We start from the raw sequence: 12,004 nt of genomic DNA on the forward strand, positions 1-12,004 counted from the left end.
AGCGCGTGTGGTCGTGCTGCACGGCGCCGACACCAAGCAGCCCCACGGCCACTACCGAAGACGCGGCCGGAAGGGTCCTGACGTTTTCAAGAAGTGATGTGCGCAGGTGGTGGGCCGGAACTTCAGGCGCTCGGCCCCCACCCGGCGCGACGGCCCTTCCCGATGCAGCGAGCCGCCGGGCGTAGTCCGGTCGAGTCGATGCCGGGAAACGGGCGGATTCCGCCCTGATATCGGCAAGTGCTCAAGCCGTGGGCGGCGCCGGCGCACCGCGCGTGTCGAGGACCCACGTGCCGGAGATGCCGAAGTCCACGCCGCCCTCGGCCGCGGCGCTGAGCACCGCCGAGTACTGCTGCACTTCCACGTGCTCCAGCCGCGCCGCGTCCGGCGGCAGCCGCAACGTGTAGGAGTGCCGCTCGTCCGGCCCGAACACCGGTGCGCGCCCGCCGACCTCTTGGCCCTTGTCGTCGCGGTAGATGTAGACGACCTGCCACGGCGTCGCGGACACGTCGCCCGGCACCGAGATCTGCAACGGGGCGCCCTCCGGCACGCGCAGTTCACCGACCGGGTCCGGCGCGGGCGGGGAGCAGCCTTCGCCGGTCGGTTCGCAGTAGCGGGCGGGCGCGACCTCGACGGACTCGCCGTGCGAGTAGAAGGTGACCTGCGGGTCGGCGGGCGCCGAGCAGCCCGCGAGCGCGGCGGCAACCACCGGGCTCGCGGTGAGCAGCGCCTTCAGTCCTCGTTGCACGCCGCGAGCTTACGACCCGGCCACGTGGCCGGCGGTGCCCGGTTCCTGCGATCTCGGCAACAGTCCCGCGCCGTGCCCGGCGAGCACGGTCTGCGCCAGGAGCAGACCAAGCAACGCGGCGAGCACCGTGAACCCGATCCACCACACCGCGGGCAGCAGCACGCCGAGCGCGCCGCCGAAGACCCAGCTCAGCTGCAGCACCGTTTCGGAACGGCCGAACGCGGAAGCCCTCGCCCGCTCGACGACGTCCCGCTGCACCACCGCATCCAGGCACACCTTGGCCAGCGCGCTCGCGGTGGCTCCGACGAGCGCGGCCAGCACGGCCATCGGCAGCCCGGCGAGCACGGCCGCGACCACCGCCACCGCGAACGCGGCGCCGAGGCAGCTCACGATCAGCCGGTCCGGCTTGCCGAACCGCATCCGGGAACCGGCGGCATTGCCTGCGAAGCCGCCGAGCCCGGCGGCGCCGCCGACCGCGCCGAGCAGCACCAGCTGCAAGAACGGGTCCTGCCGAGTGCCTTCCTTGATCACGAAGGCGGCGAACAAGGTGAGGAAGCCGGTCAGCAACCGGATGCCGCCGTTGCCCCACAGCGCGACGACCACGTGCCGCCCGAGCGGAGCCCGCCGCCGGTTACCGGCAGGTACTTCGCCGCGCGAGCTCTCCACCCGGTCCGAGAGCCGCAGACCTGCGAAGATCCCGGCGACGGCCAGCGCGGCCATGAACCACAACGCCCCCTGCGAGCCCAGCAGCCAGGCGACTCCCGAGGCGATCGCGCCGACCACTCCGCCGGCGGCCATGCCGAAGGTCGTCAGCCGCGAATTCGCCGTGGTCAGGCTGATCGCGTCCGGCAGCACGCGCGGCGTCATGGCGGCCTTGAGCACGCCGAACGACTTCGACAGCACCATGCAGCCCAGTGCGGCCGGATACAGCGCCCAGCCGTCGAAGTTCAGCGCCATCACCGCCGCGAGCAGCACCCGCACGCCGAACGAGACGGCCAGCGCGGTGCGGCGGCCGTGCCGCAGCCGGTCCAGCGCGGGGCCGATGACGGGCGCGATCACCGCGAACGGAGCCATCGTGATCAGCAGGTACAGCGCCACCTTGTCCTTGCTCTCCGCGGTCGCGGCGGAGAAGAACAGGGTGTTCGCCAGCGCCACGGCCATCGCGGCGTCCACTGCGTAGTTGACCATCACCGCGTAGGTGAACCTGGCCAGGCCGGACTCGGCGGCGCCGTCTGCGTGCGCGGCGGAGAAGAACAGGCGCATCAGCCGCCACGTCAGCTGGCGGCCGCGCCAGGCCGCCACCCGCGTGACGGTGATCTTCCGGGGCGGTGCGTCCGCCCCGGCGGACTCGTCGCGATCCTGCTGGTCCGCAGCGCCGGGATGGTCGTCCGGCAGCGGGGGCAACGTCCGCGAGTGCGGCTCGGCGCGGTACTCCGGGTCCTCCTGCCAGGGATAACGACGCTCCGTGCGCCCGGCCCGATCCGCTGTGCGCGACTGCTGCTCGGCGGACGAAGCTCGATCCTCCGGGCGCGAGGGCGGAGCCTGATCGCCTGCCCGTGAAACCCGTTGCCCGGCGGATGCCCGTCCGTCAGCGGAGACCCGGCCGCGCCTGCCGCGCCGCCCGGCACCCCACCCCGGTCGACCGCTCGCCGAGCTCTGTTGATCACCGCGCCTGAACCCCACGACTTCATCGTCCCCCAAACCGCCGCGCACAGCGCCGACCCGCGTGTCACTCCGGGACGAACCGGACGCGGTAGACGTGCGGCCAGAGCTTGCCGGTCAGCAGGAACTCGTCGGTGCCGGGCACCGCCGCGATCCCGTTGAGCACGTCGGTGCCCGCGCGCTCCGGGCCCCGCAACAGCCCCGAAGCGTCCACAACCGCGGTGACCTGCCCGGATGCCGGGTCGATGCGCAGGATCTCGTCGCTGCCCCAGACGTTCGCGAACACCTGCCCGCCGACGCACTCCAGCTCGTTGAGCTCGTCGACCGGCTCCCCGCCGGAGCGCACGGTGACCGAGCCGAGCTCGGCGAAGCTCGCCGGGTCGCGGAACGTCAGCTGCGAGCCGCCGTCGCTCATCACCAGCCGCGAACCGTCCGCGCACAGCCCCCAGCCCTCGCCGGAATACCGCACCCGCCGCAGCTCACGCAGGCTCTGCCGGTCCCGCTCCAGCGCGACCCCTTCCTGCCAGGTGATCTGCCAGATACGGTCACCGGCGACGGTGATGCCTTCGCCGAAGAGCGCCGACGGGAGTCGTTCTTCCCGGAGCACGCGCCCGGTGTCCGGGTCCAACGCCCGCAGCGCCGACCGCCCGTGCTGCCCGGTGCCCTCGTAGAGGGTGCCATCGGACAGTTCCAGGCCCTGGGTGAACGAGGAGCGGTCGTGCGGGAGCACGCGAGTCACCATCGCTCGCAGGTGTGGCACGCTCGCCGCGTGCCCCAAGCCTTGATCGGACTGCTCGCGCTCGTGCTGGCCCTCGTGCTGCGCTGGTACGTGCGCCGTGCACGCGCCAACGCCCGCCAGCAACGTCAAGATCACACCGGCCAGGTTGCCGCGCAGCGCAGCGCGGCGGGGGAGAACTCCGGTTCGCACCCCGAAAGCCTGACACGGGCAGCGGGCACCCCGAGCGCGTACGGCACAATCGAGCATGTGACGCCTATGCCTGCTCCGACCACTGACCCGGATCCGCTCGGATTCCGCGGGGAGCCGAGCGGCGAGCCAGCGGCGGACCGGATCGATCCGGCCCCGCTCGACCCGGCCCCGCTCGACCCGGCGCTGGCCGCGGCCGTGGACACCGCCCGCGCCGCCGCCGAAGAAGAGGCGGCACCGGCGACCGGCCCGATCGGTTCGCCGGTGCTGACGGTGGACGATGCCGAGGACGCGCCGGTCGGCGCGCACGTCGGCGTGGAGCCGGAGGGCGACGGCGTCGCCACGCACTACTTCGAGTCGAACTACCCGGGTTACGTGGGCTGGCGCTGGGCCGTGACGGTCGCGCTCGCCGCCCCGGACGAGCCGGTCACGGTCAGCGAGGTCGTGCTGCTGCCCGGGCAGGACGCGCTGACCGCTCCGGCCTGGGTGCCGTGGCACGACCGGGTCCGGCCCGGCGATCTGGGCGCCGGCGACCTGATGCCCAGCTCCCCGGAAGATCCGCGGCTGGCGCCGGGCTACCTCTCCGGCGGGGACCAGGCGGTGCAGGACCTCGCGCACGAGGTGGGCCTCGGGCGCACGCGGGTGCTCAGCGACGAGGGCAGGCTCGCCGCCGCGGAGCGCTGGCTCGCAGGCGATTTCGGTCCCAACAGCGAGACCGCGAAGATGGCGCCCGGCGCGTGCGGGACCTGCGGGTTCTTCCTGTCGCTGGCCGGGCCGCTGCAGGCGGCGTTCGGCGTTTGCGGCAACGAGATCGCGCCCGCCGACGGCCGCGTGGTGCACGTGGAGTTCGGCTGCGGTGCGCATTCCGAGGCCGAGGTGGACACCTCATCGACGGTGCCGGTGGCCGAGGTCGTCTACGACGACACCACGCTGGACTTCGAGTCGCGCGGGTGAACGGTCCCGACGTGTTCGGCACGGCCGGGCTGCGGCGGGCCGTGCTCGGGTCCTGGGAGTCTTCCCCGACGAGGTTCCGCGAGGACGCCAACGCCGAGGAAGACCTCCGGCTCGGTGGTTACCGCGACCGGCTGCTGGTGGAGCTGGCGCAGAACGCGGCGGACGCGGCCGGTTCCGACGGTGTGCTCTGGGTCCGGCTGGAGTCCGGTGAGCTGCGGATCGCGAACACCGGAGCTGCGCTGAGCGCTGCAGGTGTGGAGGCGCTGGCTTCGCTGCGTGCCTCGGCCAAGCGCGACGGCGCGACGGTCGGCCGGTTCGGCGTGGGGTTCGCCGCCGTGCTGGCGATCACCGACGAGCCCCGCGTGGCGTCGGTTTCCGGATCGATCGGCTTCTCCGCGCAGCGCACCAGGCAGGAAGCGGCGCAGCTGCCCGGACCGGCCGAGGAGCTCGAAGCCCGGGAGGGCTCGGTCCCGGTGCTGCGGCTGGTGTGGCCGACGCAGGAGCAGCCGCCGGAGGGGTTCGACACCGACGTCCGGCTGCCACTCCGGTCCGATGTGGACGGTGATGCGCTGCTGGCCGGGTTCGCCGAGCACGCCTCGGACCTGCTGCTTGCGCTGCCCGCGCTGCGCGAGGTGCGGGTCGGCGCGCAGTCCTGGCGCCGCGCGGACGAGGGCGCTTCGCGGGTGGTCGTGCGCAGCCCGCACAGCATCGACCGCTGGTTGCTGCACCGCGTTTCCGGACGGCTGGGGGAGTCCGCGCTGGAAGGTCTCGGCGCGGAAGCCCGGCGCGGCGCGGACTGGTGGGCCTGCTGGGCGGTGCCGCTGGACCCCGACGATGTGCCGAACCCGTTGGCCGAGGACGTGCTGCACGCCCCGACGCCCACCGAGGAGCGGCTGTCGCTGCCCGCCCGGCTGCTGGCAGGCGTGCCGCTGGAGGCCGACCGGCGCCGTGCCGCGGCAGCGCACGCGACGGACTCGGTGCTGACGTTCGCCGCGGAGAGCTATCCGGACCTGGTGCTGAAGATCGCCGCGCAGCACCGCCCCGCACTGGTGCCGCTGCCCGGCTTCCCGCTGTCCGATGTGGACGACAAGCTCCGGCAGGGCGTGCTGGACCGGTTGCGGGTGACCGAATGGCTGCCCGGCGGGGCCGGCGGCGCGGTGGCTCCGCACGGGGCCGTGGTGCTGGACTACTACTCGCCGGAACTGGTGCGGCTGCTCTCCGACGTCGTGCCCGGCCTGCTCGCTTCCGAGCTCTCCGATGCTTCGCAGCGCCGCGCGCTGAGCACGCTGGAGGTGCCGCGGCTGGGCGCGGCCGACGTCGTGGAGGCGGTTCGCGGGCTGGAACGCCCCGCCTCCTGGTGGTACCGGCTCTACGAAGCGCTCGCTCCGATACAGCGCACCGACCTCAACGCGCGGGAGGAGTTCGCGGCGCTGCCGGTCCCGCTGGCCGACGGCCGCACCGTCACCGGCGTCCGGGACGTGCTGCTCAGCGAAGGCGACTCGGACACCGGCCCCGCCGCCGTGCTGTCCACTCTGGACATAACGGGACTGCGCATCGCGCATCCGGACGCGGCCCACCCGCTGCTGGAGCAGCTCGGCGCGCACCGGGCCGGGCCTGCGGAATTGCTCAACTCCGCCCCGCTGGCCGAGGCGGTGCGCGGCAGCGTCGCCGAAGCCCAGGCGGGCGCGGACGTGCTGCCGCTGACCGAATCGGTGCTCGGGCTGGTGCGCGATTCGCACCCGCACGACTGGCTGGCCGCGCTGGCGCTGCCGGACCGCGACGGCGACTTCCGCCGCGCCGACGAACTCCTGCTGCCCGACGCCGCGCTGCTCGACGTGCTGGATCCCGACGAGATCGGGCCGGACGCGCCGCTGTCGGTGCTGGATTCGGCGTTCGCCGGGCGCTGGCCGCGCGAGCTGCTGCGGTCGGTCGGGGTGCTGGACGGCTTCGCGCTGCACGTGGAAGAGGACCCGGTGGAACCCGACGAGCGGTTCGCCGACAGCGCGCAGTGGTGGCGCGAGCAGGAAGTGGCCTCGGCAGGCGCGTGGCCGCCCGCCCGGTTCAGCACGGTCCGGGACCTCGACCTGGTCGCCGACGACGCTTGGCCAGCGGCGATCCGGATGCTGTCCGGCTCCGCCGACGTGCAGCGCATCCTGCAGGACCCGCACAGCCACCCGGCGTGGTGGCTGTCCCGGTTCGCGCTGCTCGGCGGCGCGCCGCCGCGGCACTGGCGGCTGCCGGAATCCGAAGAACTCGCCGGGATCTACGACCCGGTTCCCGGCGTGGGCCTGGACTCCCGCCAGTTGCGGCTGGCCGGGGTGCGCGGCGAACTCCGCATCGACGACCCGGGCGACGCGGCCGATCTGGTGGCACGTCTGGGAGATCCCGAGCGCACCATCCGCGCGGGCACCGCGCTGCGCGCGCACCGGGAACTGGCGAACGCGCTCGCGGACGGAGTGCTCGAGGCCGGTTTCACCGAGCCCCCGGAATCCGTGCGGTCGATCTCCGGTGCCGTGGTCAGCGCCGAGCGAGCGGTGGTGCTGGACGAGCCGTGGATGCTCGGCGTGCTGGAGGCGCCGCTGGTCGTCGCGGGCGGGGGAACCGACCAGTTCGACGCCGAAGCGCTCGCCGAACTGCTGGACCTCCCGCTGGCCTCCGAGGAGAGCACCATGCAGGTGCTCGGTGAAGGCCGCGTGCAGCCGTGGCGGGAAGTCGGCCGGGTGCCGACCGCCTGCGAACTCCTCGGCATCGTGGTGCCCGCCGGCTCGGTCGCGCTGCACGACGGCCTGCGGGTGAGCACGCGCGCGGGCGAGCAGCGGGTGCACTGGTGGGTCGACTCCGCCGGAGCCGTGCACGCCGAACGCGCTCCCGACGGGCTCTCCCGCGCCTTGGCCTGGGCCGCGGGGGCCTGGCAAAGCCGGTTCGCCCTCGCCGCGCTGCTGGCGGATCCGGAAGGCGTCACGTTGCTGCGGTGAGGCGGGCTGCTAGCCGTCGAGTCCGGCGAGTCCCTTCCACGCGCCGCGGGAGCCGCGGCGGGACGCGGAGCGCTGCCAGCGGAACACTCCGTAACCGATGACTCCCAGCACGAACCCGGCGGTGCAGGTCCAGAACTGCACGCTCTGCGGTGCGACCACGGCGAACAGCACCGCAGCGGCCAGCCACAGCAGCGTCCCGGCCAGCACCACGGGCGTCGGCTCGGCCAGCCTGCGTGGCAGCGCGGGCACGGTGTGTGCACGGGCTGGCGGTGTCGCCGCTGGTGAGGCGGGGGCGGATGCACTGTCGTCGGCCACGTCGGGCAGGCTACCCCGGTAGTCGGCAGCAGGGTGAGGGTCAGTGATGGCGGAGGACACTCCCGGGCAACCGCTCCCGGAGGCGGGCGCCGAAGGCGTCGTCGAGCAGGGCGTTGACCCGGGCGGGCGAACCGCGCGGCGGCGCGGCGGCATCGGCGCGCTGGACCGCTACTTCAAGATCACCGAGCGCGGTTCCACGCTGAACCGGGAACTGCGCGGCGGCCTGGTCACGTTCGTGACCATCGCCTACATCATCGTGCTCAACCCGCTGATCCTCGGCAGCTCGTCGCCCGACTCGCCCACCGCGAAGCGGGACGTGCTCGGCGACATCCTTACCGTGCCGCAGGTGGCCGCGAGCACCGCGCTGGTCGCTGGCGTGATGACGCTGCTGTTCGGCCTGATCGCGAACTACCCGTTCGCCATCGCCGCCGGGCTGGGCATCAACACCCTGCTGGCGGTGACCATCGCCGCGCAGGTGAGCTGGCCGGAGGCGATGGGCCTGGTGGTCGTCGACGGCATCATCATCCTGATCCTGGTCGCCACCGGGTTCCGCACCGCGGTGTTCAACGCGGTGCCGCCGCCGTTGAAGGCGGCGATCGCGGTCGGCATCGGCCTGTTCATCAGCTTCGTCGGGCTGGTCGACGCCGGGTTCGTGCGCCGCCTGCCGGACTCGGCGAACACGACGGTGCCGGTGGGGCTGGGCATCGACGGGTCGATCGCGTCCTGGCCGACCGCGGTGTTCGCGTTCGGCCTGCTGCTGACCGCGGTCCTGGTCGCGCGCAAGATCCGCGGCGGCATCCTGATCGCCATCGCGACCAACACGGTGGTCGCGATCGTCGTCGAGTCGCTGGTGCACTCGGGGTCTTCGGAGGACACCGGCAGCACCGGCTGGAACCTGGGCTATCCGGCGCTGCCCGATCAGATCGCCGGGCTGCCGGACCTGTCGCTGGTAGGGGAGATCTCGTTCGGCGCGTGGACGCGGCTGCCCGCGCTGGCCGCGGCGATGCTGGTGTTCACGCTGGTGCTGGCGAACTTCTTCGACGCGATGGGCACGATGACCGGGCTCGGCAAGGAGGCCGGGCTGGCCGATCGGGAAGGCAACCTGCCGGGCATCGGCAAGGCGCTGGCCGTCGAGGGCATCGGGGCGGTCGCCGGGGGCGCGGGCTCGGCCAGCTCCAACACCGTGTTCGTCGAGTCGGCCTCGGGCATCGCCGAGGGCGCGCGCACCGGGCTGGCGAACGTGGTCACCGGCCTGCTGTTCCTGGCCGCGATGTTCTTCACGCCGCTCTACCAGGTCATCCCGGTGGAGGCGGCCGCGCCCGCGCTGGTCGTGGTGGGCGCGATGATGCTGGCGCAGATCCGGGACATCGACCTGTCCGACTTCACCATCGCGCTGCCCGCGTTCCTGACGATCGTGGTCATGCCGTTCACCTACTCCATCGCGAACGGCATCGGCGTCGGCTTCATCAGCTACGTGCTGCTGCAGTCGGCGACCGGGCGGGTGCGCGCGGTGCACCCGCTGATGTGGGTCGTGTCCGCGGCATTCGTGCTGTACTTCGTCGCCGATCCGGTGAGCGCGCTGTTCGGCGCGTGACCTCCGGGCCGCGTTCTGCCACCTTGGGTGCCTCGCTGCGGCAGCCGTGTTCTATGCTCCGCCGCACCCGCGCCGGAAGGCGGGGTTTGTCCGAATTGCCGCCAGATAGTTTGGTAGACTAACGACGTGTCCGAGATCGCCGAACGCGAGCGCACGCTGGCAGGCAGCCTGCGGATCGCCTCCGTTCGCCTCAACCGCAGGTTGCGGGCGCAGAGCACCGACTCCGTGGTGACGCTGACCCAGCTGTCCGCGCTGTCCACGCTGCACAAGACGGGTGCGATGACACCGGGCGAGCTGGCCGCCAAAGAAGGCGTGCAGCCGCCGTCGATGACGCGCGTGATCGCCGCGCTGGAAGACCTCGGCCTGGTGGTGCGCCGGGCGCACCCGACCGATGGGCGGCAGGCGATCGTCGAGCTGACCGAGGCCGGTCGGCACCGGATCGAAGAAGAGGTCTCCGCCCGCGAACGCTGGCTCGACCAGCAGCTAGCGGACCTCAGCGACGAAGATCGCGCAGCATTGGGCCGCGCGGCCGAAATAATGGAACGGATCGCCGAACGCTAGGAAGGGGCTGAGCACGTCGCCCGGGCCAGGGAGAGCTCCGAAGCCGCCGGGTCACGACCCGGACGACGTCGCAACCGGCTCCGAACCAGGAGCCTCCGGTGCCCCACCGGGCCGCTCGCGCACCGATACCGGCGGTGGCATGTTCGCGTCGCTGCGCGAGCGGAACTACCGCCTCTACGCCTCCGGCCAGGTCGTGTCGCTGACCGGCACCTGGATGCAGCGGGCCGCGCAGGACTGGCTCGTGCTCGAACTCTCCGGCGGTAGCGCGGGATCGCTCGGCGTGGCCGTGGCGCTGCAGTTCCTGCCCACGCTGCTGCTGACGCTGTGGGCGGGCATGATCGCCGACCGCTTCGACAAGCGGTGGCTGCTGGTCGGCACGCAGGCCGCGCTCGGCGCGTGCGGGTTGTTGCTTGGGATGCTGGACGTGTCCGGGCTCGCGCAGCTCTGGCACGTTTACGCGCTGTGCTTCGTGCTGGGCTGCTTCGCCGCGATCGACGCGCCGGTGCGGCAATCGTTCGTCGTCGAGATGGTCGGCCCGGCGCAGCTGACCAACGCGGTCGCGTTGAACTCGATGACGTTCAACCTGGCCCGCATCGTCGGTCCGGCCATCGCCGGGCTGCTGATCACCGCGATCGGCACCGGCTGGGTCTTCCTGCTCAACGGGGGCAGTTCGGCGGCCGTGGTGGGCGGGCTGCTGCTGATGAGCTCGGCGCAGCTGTACCGCGGCAAGCCCGCGCCCAAAGAACGCGGCCAGCTGCGCGCCGGGCTGCAGTACGTGCGGCGGCGGCCGGACCTGGTCGTGGTGCTGGTGCTGGTGTTCTGCATCGGCACGTTCGGGATGAACTTCGAGAACCTGTTCGCGGTCATCGCGCGCAACGTGTTCGGCCGCGACGCCGACGGCTACGGCCTGCTGATCACGATGCTGGCGATCGGCACGCTGTCCGGGGCGACGCTCGCGGCGCGCCGCAGCGGGCGCGGAGGCCCGCGGCTGCGGCTGATGCTGATCGGGGCCGCGGCGTTCGGCCTGCTGGAGGCGCTGGCCGCGGTGATGCCCACCTACTGGTCGTTCGGAGCCGCGCTGATCCCGGTCGGGATCGCGGTCATGACGTTCACGACCAGCGCGAACGCGACCGTGCAGTTGGCGGTGGAGCCGACCATGCGAGGCCGCGTGATGGGCCTGTACATGCTGCTGTTCCTGGGTGGGAAACCGTTGGGCGGGCTGGCTTCCGGCTGGCTGGCCGAAATCCTGGGCGCGCGGGCTCCGCTGTTGCTCGGCGGCGTGCTCGCGTTGCTCGCGGCGACGGCCGGTGCGCTGGTGCTCAGACGAGTTCGCGGCGCGGGGGTTGTGCAGCCTGGCAGGTTAGGCTAACCTAATACATGTCCGCTTCGTGGTGGGAGCGGCAGTCAGTTCGGGAACGGACGGCCCTCGTCTCCTCCGGGAGGCGGGGGCCGTTCCCGTATCGCGGGCCGTTTGAGCATCGCGTGGCTTGCTCGGCACCGCCCCCGGACAGCACTTCGGGGCCTCCCCGGAGGAAGGCCCCGAAGTGTCGGCAGCGTCGCTTGTCGGAGCATTCACTGCCGAGCCTGGAGCGCCTGAGCGGATCAGGCGGCCGGCCGGATCAAGCGGTGGGCAGCCGCAGCCCGTTGTAACCGGCACGGGCGTCGGCGAAGCGCTTGCCGACCTCGTCCCAGTTGACGACGTTCCACAGCTGCTTGACGTAGTCCGCCTTCACGTTCTTGTACTGCAGGTAGTAGGCGTGCTCCCAGATGTCGAACACCAGCAGCGGAGTGGTGGCGATCGACAGGTTGGAGTGGTGGTCCCGCAGCTGCTGGGTGATCAGCCGCTGGCCGACCGGGTCCCAGGCCAGCACGCCCCAGCCGTTGCCCTGGATGGTCGTGGACACGGCCTCCATCTGCGCCCGGAACTTGTCGAACGAGCCGAAGTCCTGGTCGATGGCCGCGGCCAGCTCGCCGGTGGGCTTGTCGCCGCCGTTCGGGGACAGGATCTTCCACCACACCAGGTGCAGCGAGTGCCCGGCCAGGTTGAACGCCAGGGTGGTCTCCAGGCCCACGATCGAGCCGAAGTCGCCCTTGTCGCGGGCCTCGGCGATCTTCTCGACCGTGTCGTTCGCGCCCTTGACGTAGGTCGCGTGGTGCTTGCTGTGGTGCAGCTCGTTGATCTCCCCCGAGATCGCGGGCTCCAGCGCCGCGTAGTCGTAGTCCAACTCGGGCAGCACGTACTGAGCCATGGAGCGTCTCCCTGTGCCGTATCG

Annotated in this window: 10 protein-coding genes; 5 read left to right on the forward strand and 5 right to left on the reverse strand. The window is 72.3% G+C overall.

The features are described from left to right. Positions 1-241 precede the first annotated feature (241 nt). The 3 genes from INP57_RS02875 to INP57_RS02885 form a co-directional block, all read right to left on the reverse strand. Entirely contained in the window at positions 242-745 is a 504-nt protein-coding gene (locus INP57_RS02875) for a DUF2771 family protein (RefSeq protein WP_200068395.1), read from the reverse strand. Between the two features lie 9 nt (positions 746-754). Next, a complete protein-coding gene (locus INP57_RS02880) occupies positions 755-2,149 on the reverse strand; it encodes an MFS transporter (protein ID WP_374220908.1) in 1,395 nt (464 codons plus the stop codon). 325 nt (positions 2,150-2,474) lie between these two features. Continuing rightward, positions 2,475-3,281 (reverse strand): glutaminyl-peptide cyclotransferase, encoded by an 807-nt coding sequence (locus INP57_RS02885; RefSeq protein ID WP_374220909.1) that lies wholly within the window; start codon positions 3,279-3,281, stop codon positions 2,475-2,477. On the opposite strand from INP57_RS02885, the gene INP57_RS02890 reads away from it, so the two are divergent. After that, complete coding sequence (locus INP57_RS02890; RefSeq protein ID WP_307849869.1) at positions 3,177-4,286, forward strand: DUF3027 domain-containing protein; 1,110 nt, start codon at positions 3,177-3,179, stop codon at positions 4,284-4,286. The genes INP57_RS02885 and INP57_RS02890 overlap by 105 nt on opposite strands. Further along, positions 4,283-7,261 (forward strand): ATP-binding protein, encoded by a 2,979-nt coding sequence (locus tag INP57_RS02895; RefSeq protein ID WP_200068398.1) that lies wholly within the window; start codon positions 4,283-4,285, stop codon positions 7,259-7,261. The genes INP57_RS02890 and INP57_RS02895 overlap by 4 nt, the downstream gene beginning before the upstream one ends. Before the next feature lie 9 nt (positions 7,262-7,270). Here the strand turns inward: INP57_RS02895 and INP57_RS02900 are convergent, their stop codons facing one another. Then, a complete protein-coding gene (locus INP57_RS02900; RefSeq protein ID WP_307849870.1) occupies positions 7,271-7,576 on the reverse strand; it encodes a DUF2530 domain-containing protein in 306 nt (101 codons plus the stop codon). A gap of 46 nt (positions 7,577-7,622) precedes the next feature. Between INP57_RS02900 and INP57_RS02905 the strand changes: the two genes are divergently transcribed. The 3 genes from INP57_RS02905 (at position 7,623) to INP57_RS02915 (ending at position 11,100) form a co-directional block, all read left to right on the forward strand. Next, positions 7,623-9,170 carry an NCS2 family permease gene (locus tag INP57_RS02905; RefSeq protein WP_200068399.1) on the forward strand — a complete coding sequence of 516 codons (1,548 nt, stop codon included), beginning with the start codon at positions 7,623-7,625 and terminating at the stop codon, positions 9,168-9,170. 126 nt (positions 9,171-9,296) lie between these two features. Further along, entirely contained in the window at positions 9,297-9,731 is a 435-nt protein-coding gene (locus INP57_RS02910; RefSeq protein WP_200068400.1) for a MarR family winged helix-turn-helix transcriptional regulator, read from the forward strand. Between the two features lie 139 nt (positions 9,732-9,870). Beyond that, positions 9,871-11,100: an MFS transporter gene (locus INP57_RS02915; RefSeq protein WP_200068401.1), complete on the forward strand. Its 1,230-nt coding sequence runs from the start codon at positions 9,871-9,873 to the stop codon at positions 11,098-11,100. A gap of 250 nt (positions 11,101-11,350) precedes the next feature. On the opposite strand, the gene INP57_RS02920 is transcribed toward INP57_RS02915, so the two are convergent. Continuing rightward, positions 11,351-11,980 (reverse strand): superoxide dismutase, encoded by a 630-nt coding sequence (locus tag INP57_RS02920; protein ID WP_200068402.1) that lies wholly within the window; start codon positions 11,978-11,980, stop codon positions 11,351-11,353. Positions 11,981-12,004 lie beyond the last annotated feature (24 nt).

Source organism: Saccharopolyspora galaxeae (assembly GCF_016526145.1).
In the GTDB taxonomy this organism is placed as follows: domain Bacteria; phylum Actinomycetota; class Actinomycetes; order Mycobacteriales; family Pseudonocardiaceae; genus Saccharopolyspora_C; species Saccharopolyspora_C galaxeae.